This is a genomic window from Sphingomonas koreensis, assembly GCF_002797435.1.
In the GTDB taxonomy this organism is placed as follows: Bacteria; Pseudomonadota; Alphaproteobacteria; order Sphingomonadales; family Sphingomonadaceae; genus Sphingomonas; species Sphingomonas koreensis.
Genome location: NZ_PGEN01000001.1, coordinates 2,150,963 through 2,165,043, shown reverse-complemented (window position 1 = coordinate 2,165,043; position 14,081 = coordinate 2,150,963). Strand labels below are relative to the sequence as shown.

Annotated in this window: 17 protein-coding genes; 10 read left to right on the top strand and 7 right to left on the bottom strand. The window is 67.5% G+C overall.

The genetic code is table 11. The features are described 5' to 3' along the window. The first annotated feature begins 2 nt into the window (after positions 1-2). The 7 genes from BDW16_RS10175 to fliS all read left to right on the top strand — a co-directional run bounded on the left by BDW16_RS10175 (position 3) and on the right by fliS (position 5,285). Positions 3-254: a flagellar biosynthetic protein FliO gene (locus BDW16_RS10175; protein WP_307695810.1), complete on the top strand. Its 252-nt coding sequence runs from the start codon at positions 3-5 to the stop codon at positions 252-254. Further along, positions 251-1,069, top strand: coding sequence for a flagellar type III secretion system pore protein FliP (gene fliP, locus BDW16_RS10170; protein ID WP_066581076.1), 819 nt, complete (start codon positions 251-253; stop codon positions 1,067-1,069). Before BDW16_RS10175 ends, fliP begins: the two co-directional genes overlap by 4 nt. Positions 1,070-1,078: 9 nt before the next feature. Then, positions 1,079-1,348 carry a flagellar biosynthesis protein FliQ gene (fliQ, locus tag BDW16_RS10165; protein WP_066581078.1) on the top strand — a complete coding sequence of 90 codons (270 nt, stop codon included), beginning with the start codon at positions 1,079-1,081 and terminating at the stop codon, positions 1,346-1,348. Positions 1,349-1,478: 130 nt separating this feature from the next. Continuing rightward, a complete protein-coding gene (fliR, locus tag BDW16_RS10160; RefSeq protein WP_066581080.1) occupies positions 1,479-2,252 on the top strand; it encodes a flagellar biosynthetic protein FliR in 774 nt (257 codons plus the stop codon). Further along, on the top strand, positions 2,252-3,394 hold the full coding sequence (gene flhB / locus BDW16_RS10155) for a flagellar type III secretion system protein FlhB (protein WP_066581082.1): 1,143 nt from the start codon (positions 2,252-2,254) through the stop codon (positions 3,392-3,394). Before fliR ends, flhB begins: the two co-directional genes overlap by 1 nt. Positions 3,395-3,427: 33 nt before the next feature. Beyond that, positions 3,428-4,882 (top strand): flagellar filament capping protein FliD, encoded by a 1,455-nt coding sequence (gene fliD / locus BDW16_RS10150; RefSeq protein ID WP_066581084.1) that lies wholly within the window; start codon positions 3,428-3,430, stop codon positions 4,880-4,882. A 16-nt stretch (positions 4,883-4,898) separates the two neighbouring features. After that, the gene (gene fliS, locus BDW16_RS10145; RefSeq protein WP_241230439.1) at positions 4,899-5,285 is read left to right on the top strand and encodes a flagellar export chaperone FliS; all 387 of its coding nucleotides are present in this window, start codon (positions 4,899-4,901) and stop codon (positions 5,283-5,285) included. Here fliS and BDW16_RS10140 read toward each other — a convergent pair. After that, on the bottom strand, positions 5,282-6,346 hold the full coding sequence (locus BDW16_RS10140; protein ID WP_066581088.1) for a CaiB/BaiF CoA transferase family protein: 1,065 nt from the start codon (positions 6,344-6,346) through the stop codon (positions 5,282-5,284). The two genes, fliS and BDW16_RS10140, sit on opposite strands and share 4 nt — an antisense overlap. Before the next feature lie 67 nt (positions 6,347-6,413). Here BDW16_RS10140 and BDW16_RS10135 point away from each other — a divergent pair, with 67 nt between their 5' ends. Both BDW16_RS10135 and BDW16_RS10130 read left to right on the top strand, forming a co-directional pair. Beyond that, complete coding sequence (locus tag BDW16_RS10135) at positions 6,414-6,959, top strand: NADPH-dependent FMN reductase (protein WP_066581089.1); 546 nt, start codon at positions 6,414-6,416, stop codon at positions 6,957-6,959. 70 nt (positions 6,960-7,029) lie between these two features. Further along, on the top strand, positions 7,030-7,635 hold the full coding sequence (locus BDW16_RS10130; RefSeq protein ID WP_066581091.1) for a response regulator: 606 nt from the start codon (positions 7,030-7,032) through the stop codon (positions 7,633-7,635). Here BDW16_RS10130 and BDW16_RS10125 read toward each other — a convergent pair. From BDW16_RS10125 to argH, 5 genes are read right to left on the bottom strand one after another with little or no spacing between them, the layout of a single operon-like run. Further along, positions 7,613-8,563: a zinc transporter ZntB gene (locus tag BDW16_RS10125; protein WP_066581092.1), complete on the bottom strand. Its 951-nt coding sequence runs from the start codon at positions 8,561-8,563 to the stop codon at positions 7,613-7,615. The two genes, BDW16_RS10130 and BDW16_RS10125, sit on opposite strands and share 23 nt — an antisense overlap. Continuing rightward, positions 8,560-9,315 carry a precorrin-2 dehydrogenase/sirohydrochlorin ferrochelatase family protein gene (locus BDW16_RS10120; protein ID WP_100362745.1) on the bottom strand — a complete coding sequence of 252 codons (756 nt, stop codon included), beginning with the start codon at positions 9,313-9,315 and terminating at the stop codon, positions 8,560-8,562. Before BDW16_RS10120 ends, BDW16_RS10125 begins: the two co-directional genes overlap by 4 nt. Next, positions 9,312-10,571, bottom strand: coding sequence for a diaminopimelate decarboxylase (gene lysA / locus BDW16_RS10115; protein ID WP_066581093.1), 1,260 nt, complete (start codon positions 10,569-10,571; stop codon positions 9,312-9,314). Before lysA ends, BDW16_RS10120 begins: the two co-directional genes overlap by 4 nt. Before the next feature lie 19 nt (positions 10,572-10,590). Then, entirely contained in the window at positions 10,591-10,824 is a 234-nt protein-coding gene (gene lptM, locus BDW16_RS10110) for an LPS translocon maturation chaperone LptM (RefSeq protein ID WP_066581094.1), read from the bottom strand. Between the two features lie 3 nt (positions 10,825-10,827). Further along, entirely contained in the window at positions 10,828-12,198 is a 1,371-nt protein-coding gene (gene argH / locus BDW16_RS10105) for an argininosuccinate lyase (protein ID WP_066581096.1), read from the bottom strand. Positions 12,199-12,214: 16 nt separating this feature from the next. On the opposite strand from argH, the gene BDW16_RS10100 reads away from it, so the two are divergent. After that, complete coding sequence (locus BDW16_RS10100; RefSeq protein WP_307695821.1) at positions 12,215-12,811, top strand: TlpA family protein disulfide reductase; 597 nt, start codon at positions 12,215-12,217, stop codon at positions 12,809-12,811. Between the two features lie 557 nt (positions 12,812-13,368). Here the strand turns inward: BDW16_RS10100 and BDW16_RS10095 are convergent. Further along, positions 13,369-14,028 carry a TetR/AcrR family transcriptional regulator gene (locus BDW16_RS10095; RefSeq protein WP_066581100.1) on the bottom strand — a complete coding sequence of 220 codons (660 nt, stop codon included), beginning with the start codon at positions 14,026-14,028 and terminating at the stop codon, positions 13,369-13,371. Positions 14,029-14,081 lie beyond the last annotated feature (53 nt).

The following is a 14,081-nucleotide window of genomic DNA, read 5'->3' as shown; positions in this document are numbered from 1 at the left end:
TGATGTGGTCCTACATCCTCAAGCTGGTCGTGCTGCTGCCGCTCGTCTGCGGGCTGCTGATCGGCTGCCTCTATCTCTGGCGCAAGCTCGAGGCGCGGCTGCCCGGCAATCAGGGCGACCGCATGCTCAAGGTCAGGGAGACGATGATGGTCTCGACCGGGACGCGGATCGCGGTGCTTGAGGTCGAGGGCAAGCGCATCCTCGTCTCGGTGAGCCGCAACGGCGTTTCGCTGATCGACCGGATCGACCCGTGATCGCCGCCTTTCGCCATCTCGCGCTCGTGCTGGCCGCGGTTGCGCTCGCGTTGTTCCTGGTCGCGCCGGCATTCGCGCAAGGCGCGCCAGCGCCGGCTCCGGTCGCTGCGCCCGCTGCCGCGCCGGCTCCGGGTGTAGGCGATGCGGTCGACCGGGCGTTGGGCGATCTCGGCGGCGGCGACGCGCCGCTCAGCCTGTCGCTCCAGGTCCTCATCATCATGGGGCTGCTCACGGTTCTGCCGGGCATCCTGCTGATGATGACCAGCTTCACGCGGATCATCATTGTGCTGGCGATCCTGCGGCAGGCGTTGGGACTCCAGCAAACTCCACCGAATCAAGTGTTGGTCGGGCTGTCGCTGTTCCTGTCGTTCTTCGTGATGGCACCGACGATTTCGCAGATGAACACCGCGGCGATCCAGCCCTATGCGCAGGGCCGCATCGGCGCGACCGAGATGATCGAGAAGGCGGGCGAGCCGCTCCACGCCTTCATGCTCAAGCAGACGCGGGTCAAGGACATCACCATGTTCGCGCAGATGGCCAAGGTCGGCCCGATCGCAAACCCCAAGGATACGCCCTTCTCGATCCTGCTTCCGGCGTTCGTGACGAGCGAGCTCAAGACCGCATTCCAGATCGGCTTCCTGATCTTCCTGCCGTTCATCGTCATCGACCTGATCGTCGCCACCGTGCTGATGAGCCTCGGCATGATGATGATGTCGCCGACGATCATCTCGATGCCCTTCAAGCTGCTGCTGTTCGTGCTGGTCGACGGCTGGGCGCTGACGATGGGCAGCCTCGCCTCAAGCTTCGTGACCTAGGAATTTCCGATGGACGCAGAATATTTCCTGACGGTCGCGCGCGAGGCGATGTGGGTGCTTGCGCTCGCATCGGCCCCGATCCTGATCCCGGCGCTGCTGTCGGGCCTGATCCTCGGCATGGTGCAGGCCGCGACCTCGATCCAGGAGCAGACGCTCACCTTCGTGCCCAAGCTCGCGATCGTGGGGGTCTCCCTCGTGATCTTCGGCGGCATGATCATGACCCTGCTCGGCGATTTCACCACCGGCATCTTCGAACGCATCCCGGAACTGGTGCGCTGATGCGTGATTCAGCTTCGCTGAATGGCGGTACCGGCCCGCTCCCCCGCCCGGCCACCCATCGAGAGTACCGTGTGGGTGGCCGGGCGGGGGAGCGGGCCGGTACCGCTTCCGCGCGAACGGACGGCAGATAATGCTCGGCTTCGGCCTCTCGATCGAGCCTCAGCTCTGGGCGCTGCTGTTCACGATGGTGCGCGTCGGCGCGGCGTTCGTCGCGGCGCCGGTGTTCGGCGCGGTGTCGGTGCCGATGAACGTCCGCATCCTGCTCACCGCAGCGGTCGGTATCCTGTCGATGAACGCGGTGCCGATCGATGCGCCGGGCGAGGTGTTCGCGCTCGCGACCTTCCTCGCCGTCGCTGCCGAAGTGCTGGTCGGCTTGGCGCTCGGCTTCATCCTCCAGATCGCCTTTGCCGCGCCCTTGGTGGCGAGCGAGGTAATCGGCGTGTCGATGGGTCTTTCCTTCGCCACCGCGGTCAACCCGCAGACCGGCCAATCGACTCCGGCACTGGGCCAGTTCCTGACGATCCTACTGACCTTGCTGTTCCTCGCTGTCGATGGCCACCTCGTGCTCGTCGAGCTGGTGGTGCGCTCCTATGAGCTGCTCCCGCCCGGCCAGGCCTGGCTGACGCCGGGCAAGCTGCAGAACATCGCGCTGTTCGGCGGCTATGCCTTCCTTGCCGGACTGCTGCTCGCGCTGCCGGTCGGCTTCCTGCTGCTCTGTCTCAACATCGTGGTCGGCATGCTCTCGCGATCGGCGCCCGCGCTCAACCTGTTCGCCATCGGCATTCCCGCCAGCCTCGCGATGGGCGTGCTGGCGCTGCTCGTCGGCATGCCCGCGATGGGCGACTATATGCTCGTGATCGTGCGCGAGGCGCTCGACGCGGCCCAGACGCTGGTGCTTGGCTGATGTCGGAGAGCGCAGGCGAAAAGACACAAGCACCAACACCCAAGCGCAAGGAGAAGGCGCTTGAGCAAGGCGACCTGCTCAAGTCGCGTGATTTCGGCGCGGCGCTGATCATCCTGCTCGGCTGCGGATGGATAGTGCTGATGGGGCCGCAACTGCTCGGCGCGATCAAGGAGGTGATGGGCGCGAGCTTCACCTTCGGCCGCGCCGATATCGAGAGCTTCCAGCCGTGGAAACCGCTCGCCACCGCGGGGTGGAAGCTGGCGCCGTCGCTCGGCGCCTTGCTGGCGATCACACTGGTGGGCGCGATTGCGAGCCAGGCGGCGCTTGGCGCGCTCCACTGGAACGGCAAGCTGCTCGCGCCCAAGGGCAACCGCATCAATCCCGGCTCTGGCCTCAAGCGCATCTTCGGCCCGACCGGCTGGATCGAGCTGTTCAAGTCGCTGCTCAAGGTGCTGCTGCTCGGCGGGATCGGCGCGTGGATGCTGTGGGGATCGGCCGGGCCGACCATGGGGCTGGTCTCGTCGGACCTCGGCACCGCGGTGAAATCGCTCGGCGATACCTTTGCGACCCTGGTCTTCGTGATGGCCGGCGGGCTGCTGCTGATCGCGGGCATCGACCTGCCGATCCAGATCTTCCGCCACATGCAGCGCCTCAAGATGAGCCTTCAGGAAGTGAAGGACGAGCACAAGGAAAGCGAAGGCTCGCCCGAAGCCAAGGCCGCACAGCGCCAGCGCCAGCGCGAAATGGCCAAGGGCGGGCTTCGCTCCAAGCTGCAGGAGGCGCATGTCGTCCTGACCAACCCGACCCATTTCTCGGTCGCGCTGCGTTATTCGAGCGGCAAGGATCAGGTGCCGGTGGTGGTGGCCAAGGGTCGCGGCGAGATCGCGCTGGCGATCCGCGAGCTGGCCGACGAATTCGCGGTGCCACGGATCGAGCTGCCGCCGCTGGCGCGCGCCATCTACTTCACCAGCCGCGAGAATCAGGAGATCCGCGACGATCTGTACATGGCGGTCGCGACCGTGCTCGCCTTCGTCTTTGGCCTCAACCGGCAGGCGGGCGGCCGCATGCCCGCAATCACCGTGCCCGATACCGCGCTGTTCGACGAAAACGGCGTGCAGAACGGCCTAAAGGCCGCGCGATGACAGCCGTTAACCAGCATAGAGGGGGGCGTTCACGTGGCGGTTGAATCGACGACATCGGCGAGCTCGATCGCCTCGAAGATCGGCACCGGATCGGGCATCGATACGGCGGCGCTCGTCAAGGAGCTGGTCGAGAAGCAGTTCGCATATCGCACTGCCAAGCTCACGCAGCGCGAGGAGCTGGTGACTGCGCAGATCAGCGCGGCAACCACGCACAAGAGCAACATCACCAGCTTTGCGACCGCGCTCTCGACGCTGTCGCGCGGCGGCAGCCTTGCGACGCAGCCGACCAGCTCGAACACCGGAATCCTCAACGTTTCGCGATTGGCGGGAGCCGATCTCAGCAATCTGAGCGCGCAGATCGAGGTACGCCAGCTCGCTTCCGCCCAGGCCGTGTCGGCAGCGCCGGTCGCGGACAAGACTGCGGCGATTGGCCGGGGCACGCTGACGCTGACCTTCGGCACCGCCACAGTCGCCAACGGCGCGATGACCGGCTTTGCGGCCGGTGGCGGCACGCCGGTGACGATCACGATCGGCGAGAACAACTCCAGCCTTGAGGGAATCGCCGCGGCGATCAACGCCGCCAATGCCGGCGTCAGCGCCTCGATCCTCACCGACGCGGCCGGATCGCGGCTGGTGGTGAAGGGCGGCACGGGCGAAGCGCGCGCCTTCACGCTGACCGCATCCGAGACGGCGGGGCATGAAGGGCTCGCCGCGCTCAACATCGGGATCGGCGCGAGCGGCACGACCATCGGCAGCGCCGCCGCCGATGCGATCGTGGCGATCGATGGCGTGGCGCTGAAGCGCGAATCCAATACCATCTCGGATCTCATTCCTGGCGTGAAGCTCGACCTTGCCTCGGCGCAGCCCGGAACGATGGTGAACATCGGCAAGACGCTGCCGACCAATGCCCTGATGCAGGCGGTTCAGGATTTCGTCGAAACCTATAACGAGCTCTACAAGGCGCTGCAGAAGGACCTCAATCCGGTCGATGGCGCGTTGCGGCAGGATCTTGCGGCGAAGACTCTCAAGCGCCAGCTCCAGCAGCTGACGCTCAGCCCGATCGCGAGCGGCGCGGCCGACATACCCACCACGCTCGCGCAGATCGGGGTCAAGACCAACCGCGACGGCACGCTGAGCCTCGACACGCCGGTGTTGACCAAGGCGCTGGTCAACCATCCCGGGCAGGTTGAGAAGATGTTCGCGCAGCCCGCCGGCAGCGCGACCACGAAGAACGGCCTGTCGGTGGTGCTCGATGCGATCTCGAGCGCGGCTGCCAGCACCCTACGCGGTCTGGGCGCGAGCGAGATCAACTATACCAAGGCCAAGATCGACGTGGTCGACGACAAGACCGAAGCGGTGCGCGACGCCGAAGCGGTGCGCACGCGCATGACGCGCCAGTTCGCGACGATGGATGCCCGGGTTGCGGCGTACAAATCGACCCTGACCTTCCTCCAGAACCAGGTCGATGCGTGGAACAAGCAGGGCTGATGCGATGAAGGCCCCGATGCGCCTCAGCGCAAACGCCGCGCAGACCTATCGCTCGATCGACGCGGTCGGCCGGACCGCGGCCGCCGATCCGCACGCGCTGGTCGAGATCATGTACAAGGAATGCATCGCCGCGCTCCGTGCCGCGGCCTTCGCGCTCGAAAAGGGGCAGCTGCCGGTCAAGAGCGAGCGGATCGCGCGCGCCACTGCGATCCTGTTCGCGCTCGAATCAGGTCTCGATTTCGAGCGCGGCGGCGAGGTCTCGCAGACGCTCGCGACGCTCTATCACGGGCTGCGCGCGCAGATCCTGAACGCCAGCATCGGCGGCGATCCGACGCCCTTCCGTGCGGTTGCCGACGATCTGGAGGACATTGCGAGCGCCTGGAGCCAGGCGCGCGCCGCCTAGCGCGACCAGCGCGCCAGCACCTCATCGACCGATACCGGACGCGCGGGCGGTGCCACCCCGGCGCGCGGCGCGAACTGCGGCGCGGTCGCTGCGCCCTCCGGCCCGGCCGCGACGGGGCGGCGCGCCAGCGCATGCGGGTGCCGCGCGGCTTCGGCCAGCGACAGCACCGGCGTGACGCAGGCCTCCCCCTGCGCGAAGGTCCGCACCCATTCGTCGCGCGTCCGCGCCGCGAAGCGCTCGGCAAAACGTGCTGCCATGGCCGGCCAGCCGGTGCGGTCGAGCTGCGCGAAGCTGCCTGCCGGGAAACCGAGGCCGGTGCACAGGGAGTCGAACTGCACCGGTTCGATCGCGCCGACCGCGACATGCTGGCCGTCGGCGCAGGCATAGCTGCGGTAGAAGGGGGCGCCGCCATCGATCAGATTGGCTTCGCGCCGGTCGATCCAGCGGCCGCTGGCGAACAGGCTCTGGGTCAGTGCCATCAGCGTCGCGACCCCGTCGATCGCCGCGGCATCGACCACGCGTCCTTCGCCATCGATGTGTGCGCCAAGCATGGCCGAGACCATGCCCAGCGCAAGGAACAGCCCGCAGCCGGCATGGTCGCCGAGCAGGTTGAGAGGCACCGCGGGCGCATCCGGCGCACCGATCGCATGGAGCGCGCCCGTGAGTGCGAGCACGTTGATGTCGGCACCGGGGCGTCCCGCGAGCGGCCCGGTCTGTCCCCAGACGCTCGCCCGGCCATAGACGAGCCGCGGATTGCGTGCCCGGCACCGGTCGGGCCCCAGCCCCAGCGCCTCCATCGATCCCGGTGGCATCCCCTCGACCAGGGCATCGGCGTGCCCGGCCAGCGCGAGCACCTCGGCGATCGCGGCGGGTTCGCGAAAGTCGAGCGTCACGTCCTGCCGTCCGCGATACATGGCGGGGACGATCGCGCTGGTGCCGCTGCCCGGCTGGGCGACGCGCACGACTTCGCACCCCAGATCGGCGAGCAGCATCGACGCGAACGGCACCGCGCCGATCGCATCGATCTCGATCACCCGCATCCCCGCCAATGGTGCCTGCATATTTTCTCTGTTCCCGCGTTCGTTTCAGTGGGTGGCCCGGGGCATCTGTTTCGGCTAGCGCGGGCGCATGAGCAAGCCGCACATCGTCGCCCTCGGCGGCACCTCGCGTCCCGAATCGGCGACCGGCCGCGCGCTCGCGCATTGCCTGACACTGGCCGAGGCAAGGGGCGCGCGCGTTACGCTGCTGACCGGCGAGGCGATCAACTTCCCGCATTACGAGCTCGGCTGCACCACCGACGATCCGCGAATCGTGCACTTCGTCTCGGTGCTGCGCGAGGCGGACGGGCTGATCGTCGGTTCGCCGGGCTATCACGGCTCGCTCTCGGGCATGGTCAAGAATGCGCTCGATTATGCCGAGCTGCTGCGCGGCGACGAACGCGCCTATTTCGACGGCATGCCGGTCGGGCTGGTCGCGACCGCGGGCGGATGGCAGGCGGCGGTCTCGACGCTCGCCGCGTTGCGCACCGTCATCCATGCATTGCGCGGCTGGCCGACCCCGCTCGGCGTCGCGATCAATACCGGCCCGGGCGCAGGCGGCGCGGACGCCGTGGGGGATGCTTCGCCCCAGCTCGGTACGATGGTCGATCAGGTCCTGGGCTTCCTGCGCCGCTGAGCGTCCGTCCGTCAGGTGGTTGCCGGAGCATTAACGGGATCGTGACGCTTTCGACTCTACGCTCGCGCGCATGAGCCAGAGCCTCCTTTCGAACGAAACGCGCCGGGCTGCTGCCACGGTGCTGATCGTCGACGACAGCCGGACCAACCTCAATGTGATGGGCGCGCGGCTGGGACAGGCGGGCTATCTGGTGGTGCTCAGCGACAATGGGCGCGAGGCGCTCGACCTGATCGCCGGGCGCGGTTTCGACCTTGTCCTGCTCGACATGATGATGCCCGGCATGTCGGGGATCGAGGTGCTGGCCGATCTGCGCGCCACCCCACGTACCGCCGACCTTCCCGTCATCATGATCACCGCGCGCAGCGATAGCGGCGCTGCGGTCGAGGCGCTTGCCGCGGGCGCCGACGACTATGTTCCCAAGCCGTTCGATTTCGATGTCCTGCTTGCGCGGATCGACCGTACGCTCGGGCGGGCAAGTCGCATCGCCGAGCTCAAGCGTGCGGTCGCTTCGCTCGATGCGCGAATTGCCGCGCGGGCGATCGAACTGGGCGAGGCCCGGACCGAACTGGCCATCACCCGCGCCGATCGGGCGCGGCTGGTCAGCTCGATCAGTTCGCTCAATGCGGAGGTCGAGCGGCTGTCGGGGACGATCCCTAACGGAACCAGTGCCGCCTGACGAAGTAGAAGGTCACCGCTGCCGCAACCGCCACGCTGAAGGCGGTGATCACCCAGAACGACCCGGGATGGTCGTCATAGGGAATGCCCTGCACGTTCATCCCGAACAGGCCGGTGATGAAGGTGAGCGGCAGGAACACCATCGCCGCGACCGCGATCACCAGCGATCGCTGGTCGATGACTTCGGCGCGAAGATCCGTCAGCGTCTCATGGATCAGCGCCGCGCGTTCGCGAATACTTTCCAGTTCCTCCGCCATGCGTGCGGCGCGATCAGCGGCGCCGCCGATATGCAATCGATCGTCGTCGCTCAGCCAGCGGACGGGCAGCGCCGAAAGCTTCTCCAGCGCCACACGCTGGGGATAGAGGAAGCGTCGATAGCCGATCGCCTGACGACGGACGATATTGACGTTGCGCCTGAGTTCGAACGCCTGACGAGCATCGAGCTGCTCCTCGCAGCTGTCGAGCGAGTCGCCGAGATCGGCGACCTGCGGATCGAGCTGTTCGGTGATCGCTTCGGCCAGCGTCGCGATCAGGTCGCCCGCGTCGCGCACGTCGCCCGCCTCGGATGCCGCGCGCGCGACATCGACGGCATCGAGCGGCAGGCGGGTGACCGAGATGACGCGATCCCCCTCGGCATAGAGGCGGATCGAGGCGAGCGGGTCGGAGCTGCGCATTGCCGCATGTGTCAGTCCGCGCAGGTTGAGTACCGCCCCGCCATTGATCTGATCGCAGCGCGGCCGGGTCTCGAGCGCGGTCAGGGCCTCCACGGTGAATCGGTCGAGCTTGGCCACGTCGCGCAGCCATGCCTGCACCTCTTCGTCGCGCGAGGTGAGGTGGATCCACACGAAACCGCGCCGCAACCCGATCGCGTCATGGGCGTCGAGCGCGCGCACGCCGCTACGGGTGACGACATAGGCAAAGCCGCTCAAATGGCCATCTCCAGATCCACGGTCAGGCCGGGCAAATTAGCGGGCGGGGCTTCGCACACAATGCGCTCGGCATCGGCGCGCGCACGGATGAGGATGGTGCCAGGCACATTAGGGCGATGCGTCACCCGGTCAGCCTGGGCGAGCAGCCGCGCTTCACGCAGGCTGAGGTCGTCGGGGTCGGTAGAGCGCAACGTGATGCGGACGGTCTCGGCATGCTGCGCACCGGGCATCGCGAGCCAGCGCTCGACTGCGCCCGCATCCTGATCGGCGAGCGGATCGAGCGTTCCGGCCAGCGCGGCGCCGATCGCCCGGCGGCGTTCGCTCGCATCGGGCCAGTGCGCGCGGATCGCGTCACGGCTGCCCTTGAGCGCATCCGCGAGCCCGCCAAGCGATGTGGGTAGCATCGTCTCGAACCGCTGCCGCAGCGCCGCGGCGAGCCCGGCCGATGCGCCGCCGGTGCCGATCGCGATCGTCACCGGATCGCGATCGACGATCGCGGGCAGGGTGAAGTCGCACAGGTCCGGCCGGTCGGCGACATTGACAAGGATGCCGCGCGCCTTGAGCCGGGCCGCAGCCGGTTCGGGATCGTCGCCGGCGATGATGGCGAGGCGGGCGTCGCTCTCCTCGCCGACGATCATGGCACCGGCACGTTCGAGCAGGCGGCGCTTGGCCTCCGCTGTCGCGCCACTACCGATCAGGATCACGGGCCGCCCGTCCAGCTGGACGAAGACGGGCAGCCCCGATCGTTTCACCGGACCCACTCGGGCACGCGTTCGGCGCCCATGATGGTTTCGGGCTGGATGCGGTCGGCGACCACCGCGAACCTGTCGCCCGACACCAGCACCTCGGGCACCAGCGCGCGGCTGTTATAGGTGGAGGCCATGGTCGCGCCATAGGCGCCGGCGGTGCGGAACACGGCGAGATCGCCGGACTTCACCACATCGATCTCGCGCCCCATTGCGAAGGTGTCGCCGGTCTCGCACACCGGTCCGGCGATATTGGCGACGAACTTCTCGCCGGTCGGCTCGACCGCCTCGAATTCGTGATAGGCATCGTACAGCGCCGGGCGGGCAAGGTCGTTCATCGCGGCATCGACGATGACATAGGGATTGCCCGCGGCCGGCTTGACCCAGATGACCTCGGTCACCAGCACGCCGGCATTGCCGCAGATGAAGCGGCCCGGCTCGAACATCAGCGTGACGTTCCAGCCCTGGGTCACGCGCGCCACCATCGCGCCGAATTCCTCGGCGGTCGAGACGGTCTGGCCGGCATGATAGGGCACGCCGAGCCCGCCGCCCAGATCGACATGGGTGATGGTGTGGCCGGCTGCGCGCAGCTGAGCGACCAGTTCCCCGACGCGCTTGTACGCGGCTTCGAGTGGCGCAAGCTCGGTGAGCTGGCTGCCGATATGGATGGCGACACCGCGCAGGTTCAGGCCGGGGCGCTTGGCGAGCCGGTCGAAGATCTCGAGCGCGCGGTCGATCGCCACGCCGAACTTGTTCTCGGCCTTGCCGGTCGAGATCTTGGCGTGGGTACCCGCATCGACATCGGGGTTCACGCGCAGCACCGCGGGCGCGGTCTTGCCCTGCGCATGGGCGAGATCGGCAAGGACTTCGCCTTCCTCTTCCAGCTCGAGGTTGAACTGGCCGATGCCCTCATCGAGGCCGAGCTGAAGCTCGGCACGGGTCTTGCCGACGCCCGAGAAAACGACGTCCTCTGCGGGCATCCCGGCCGCCAGCGCGCGCTTGAGCTCACCGCCCGAGACGACGTCGGCGCCATAGCCCTGACGCGCCAGCACGCCGAGCACGGCAAGGTTGGGGTTCGCCTTGATCGCAAAGGCGAGGTGGACGCTGGGCAGGCCGGCGAGCGCGTTCTTGAGCGCGGAGGCGTGGCGTTCCAGGGTGGCGGTCGAATAGACATAGACCGGCGTGCCGACTTCGGCCGCGATCGCGGGGATGGAGACGTTCTCGGCGTGAAGGACGCCGTTCTTGCGGTTGAAATGATCCATGGGTGTCGGGTCTTCTCGATTACTGCGGCGGCAGTTCGAATTCGTCGCCGCGGCGTTCCTCGGAACTGCGCAGCACTTCGTCGCTGCGCGTCGGTCGGGTCTGGGGCGGCGCCTTCACCAAATCAGCCGGTGTCGGTGTGGCCACCGCCCCATAAGGTTTGGTCGGCAGCGATCCCCCGGCGGCCGGTTTCAGGTCGCCCTTGTTGCCGCAAGCAGCCAACAGAAGCGCCGTGAAGACCACCAGGGTTCGCATGTCCTATACTCCTCTTGCGGCGCGTGCCGCCGCAATTGCTTCCCGTACCCGCACGGGTGCGGTCCCGCCGAAGCTGATCCGGCTCGCGACCGAAGCATCGACGGTCAGCACGCCGAACACGCGCTCGTCGATACGCTGGTCGATCGCCTGCAGATCCGCAAGCTCCAGCTGGTCGAGCCGCACATTCTTCGCTTCGGCCGCGGCGACCGCGCGGCCGGTGATGTGGTGCGCCTCGCGGAACGGGATACCGCCCTCGCGCACCAGCCAGTCGGCAAGGTCGGTGGCGGTCGCAAAGCCGCTTTCGGCGAGGCCGCGCATCCGGTCGGTGCGGAACTGCGCGCTTTCCACCATCCCGGTCATCGCCGCGATCGACAGCGCGAGCAGGTCGTGCGCCTCGAACACCGGCGGCTTGTCGTCCTGCATGTCCTTCGAATAGGCGAGCGGCAGCCCCTTCATCGTGATCATCAGCGACGTCAGGCAGCCGACGATGCGACCCGAATGGCCGCGCACCAGCTCGGCCGCATCGGGGTTGCGCTTCTGCGGCATGATCGAGCTGCCGGTCGACCACTGGTCGGAGAGCTTGACGAAACCGAAGGGCTGGCTGGCCCAGATCACGAATTCCTCGGCCAGACGGCTGAGGTGCAACGCGCATTGCGCCGCCGCCATCAGGTAATCGAGCGCGAAGTCGCGATCGCTCACCGCATCGAGCGAATTGCGCGTCGGCCCGTCAAAGCCGAGCGCCGCGGCGGTCGCGTCGCGGTCGAGCGGAAAGCCGGTGCCGGCCAAGGCCGCCGAGCCGAGCGGGCAGCGATTGCCGCGCGCTCGCGCGTCGGCAAAGCGTGAGACGTCGCGCGCGATCATCTCGAAATAGGCCATCAGGTGATGGCCGAGCGTCACCGGCTGCGCGCTCTGGAGATGGGTGAAGCCGGGCATCACGCTGCCGGCATGTTCATCGGCGCGGGCGAGCAGCGCGTCCTGAAGCGCGGCGAGCGCGGCGAGCACCTGATCGGTCGCGTCGCGCACCCACAGGCGGAAATCGGTCGCAACCTGATCGTTGCGGCTGCGCGCGGTGTGCAGGCGCCCGGCGACCGGCCCGATCTTCTCGGCCAGCCGCGCCTCGGTCAGCATATGGATGTCTTCGAGCGCCAGATCCTCGGGCACTCCGTCGCGCTCGTAATCGGCCGCGACCGCATCGAGCCCGGCCGAGATCGTCGCCGCATCGGCCGCATCGACGATGCCCTGTTCGCCGAGCATGGCCACGTGCGCTTTCGATCCGGCGATGTCCTGACGCCACATGCGCTTGTCGAACGGGATGGATGCGTTAATCTCACGCATCACCGATGACGGGCCTTCGGCAAAGCGCCCGCCCCACATGCTATTGGAGTCTGTCTTGCGCTCGACGATCGCGCTTCTCCCTGTCCTTGCCACGCTGGCGCTTGGAATCGCCGGCTGCGATACGGCCAAGCAGCCGGGCGAGCAAGCAAACGCCGCTGTTGACGGCGAAAGCCCCACTGCACCCGCGAACGGTACCGATGACGCCGAGCGGATCGGCACGATCGACCGCAGCCACAAGGGCGAGGCGGCGCCGGCGATCGCCTTCACCGCGCCCGACGGCAAGAAGACGAATCTCGCCGCGTTCAAGGGCAAGCCGGTGCTGCTCAACCTGTGGGCGACCTGGTGCGCGCCGTGCGTGCGCGAAATGCCCGCGCTCGACCGCCTTGCCCAGCGTGAGGGGGTGAAGCTGCAAGTTCTGACGGTGAGCCAGGATCTGGAGGGCGCGGCCAAGGTCACACCTTACTTCGCGAAGGCCGGGTTCAAGGCGCTAAAGCCCTGGCTCGATCCGGATGTCGGGCTGTCCACGCATTATGGCGTCAACCTGCCGACTACGGTGCTCTACGATGCGCAGGGCCGCGAAGTGTGGCGCGTTGCGGGCGACATGGACTGGGATGGCGAGACCGCGAAGGAATGGCTGGCCGAGGCGGGGTGAAGTTGACGAAGTTACGCGGAACGCGATTCATTCTGTCAACTTTGTCGGCTTTGTCGGGGCGGCGTTTGTAGCGGGTGCCGATCGACGCGATCAAAGAGCGGCCGCCATGCGGCTGGTCGATGCAAGCAGAGCAATTCCAACATTGCAAGCGGTGGCTATGGGGTGGGAAGCGCGTTGGCAGCGGCCAAATATGCTATGGTCGGGCGAAGATGATGAGCGAGCGCGCCATGCCAATAAAGGATCTCACCGGACCGCCTCTTCCCACCGCAGAGGAAAAGGCGCTGCTGGCCAAGACACTTAGGCAGTTGGGACTGCCGTTACCGAAGCGACCGGGATTTCGGGATGATGGGGGGCTTGAGCCCGCGCCACATCCTTCGGGGCCGAAGCCCACTCCTCTGGCAGGTGGAGCAGAAGCGGTTCTGGACTGACTGTTTTCGGGCGCTCGCCTATCCCTGTGGCGGCGGCATAGAGGCTCCTGCTTCCTGTTCGCCTCCCGGTGGATCCCGGCACAAGGCCGGGATGACGGTTGGGGTGGGTGAAGGCTGATACGGGCTACCTCAGCCCTTCGGCCCCAGCCCCCGCGCCAGCATCTCCGCCACCGTATCCGCCACCTCGTCTGCCTCGCGGTCATCGCCCCACACGCCGTAGCGCAGGCCCAGGAACACGTTCATCCCCATGATCGCCCAGGCGTGGACGTCGGACACGTCGGCACGCACCTCGCCACGCTCGGCGGCGGCGCGCAGGCGTTTTTCGATGCGGTCGGCGGTGGTCGCATAGTGGAGGCGGAAGCTTTCGGGGTCGACGAACTCGGCCTCGTCGATGATCCGGTAGATCTCCTTGTGCCGCCGCACGAAGCCGATGAACGTCTCCAGGCCCGCCCGCTCGGCCGCGATCTGTTCGGGTGCGGCGCGGATCGCGGGGGCGACATGCTCGCGCACCCGCTCGCTCATGTCGCGCACCAGCGCGCGGAACACCGCGTCCTTCGAATCGAAATAGGTGTAGAAACTGCCCAGCGCGACGCCCGCGCGGCGGGTGATCCCGCTGATCGAGCCCTCGTGGAACCCTTTTTCGCCGAACTCGGCCGCAGCGGCATCCAGGATCGTGCGCAGCGTGCGGCGCCCGCGCGCGGTGCGCGGCTCCTTGCCCTCGCTCGCCACGCGCTCGTTTCGCGCGAGGCCCCCGGCAACTGTGGCATCCGAGCCACGATCCTGCGTCATTCGCCCCTCTCCGCATCCGGAAGTTGAAACCCGGTTCAGGTTTCACTATAGCC

What these genes read in the sequence shown, in the direction of transcription:
- BDW16_RS10175 (WP_307695810.1), top strand. Translation starts at nt 3, where the DNA reads ATGTGGTCCTACATCCTCAAGCTGGTCGTGCTGCTGCCGCTCGTCTGC.
- fliQ (WP_066581078.1), top strand. Translation starts at nt 1,079, where the DNA reads ATGGACGCAGAATATTTCCTGACGGTCGCGCGCGAGGCGATGTGGGTG.
- fliR (WP_066581080.1), top strand. Translation starts at nt 1,479, where the DNA reads ATGCTCGGCTTCGGCCTCTCGATCGAGCCTCAGCTCTGGGCGCTGCTG.
- flhB (WP_066581082.1), top strand. Translation starts at nt 2,252, where the DNA reads ATGTCGGAGAGCGCAGGCGAAAAGACACAAGCACCAACACCCAAGCGC.
- fliS (WP_241230439.1), top strand. Translation starts at nt 4,899, where the DNA reads ATGCGCCTCAGCGCAAACGCCGCGCAGACCTATCGCTCGATCGACGCG.
- BDW16_RS10140 (WP_066581088.1), bottom strand. Translation starts at nt 6,346, where the DNA reads ATGCAGGCACCATTGGCGGGGATGCGGGTGATCGAGATCGATGCGATC.
- BDW16_RS10135 (WP_066581089.1), top strand. Translation starts at nt 6,414, where the DNA reads ATGAGCAAGCCGCACATCGTCGCCCTCGGCGGCACCTCGCGTCCCGAA.
- BDW16_RS10130 (WP_066581091.1), top strand. Translation starts at nt 7,030, where the DNA reads ATGAGCCAGAGCCTCCTTTCGAACGAAACGCGCCGGGCTGCTGCCACG.
- lysA (WP_066581093.1), bottom strand. Translation starts at nt 10,571, where the DNA reads ATGGATCATTTCAACCGCAAGAACGGCGTCCTTCACGCCGAGAACGTC.
- lptM (WP_066581094.1), bottom strand. Translation starts at nt 10,824, where the DNA reads ATGCGAACCCTGGTGGTCTTCACGGCGCTTCTGTTGGCTGCTTGCGGC.
- argH (WP_066581096.1), bottom strand. Translation starts at nt 12,198, where the DNA reads ATGTGGGGCGGGCGCTTTGCCGAAGGCCCGTCATCGGTGATGCGTGAG.
- BDW16_RS10095 (WP_066581100.1), bottom strand. Translation starts at nt 14,028, where the DNA reads ATGACGCAGGATCGTGGCTCGGATGCCACAGTTGCCGGGGGCCTCGCG.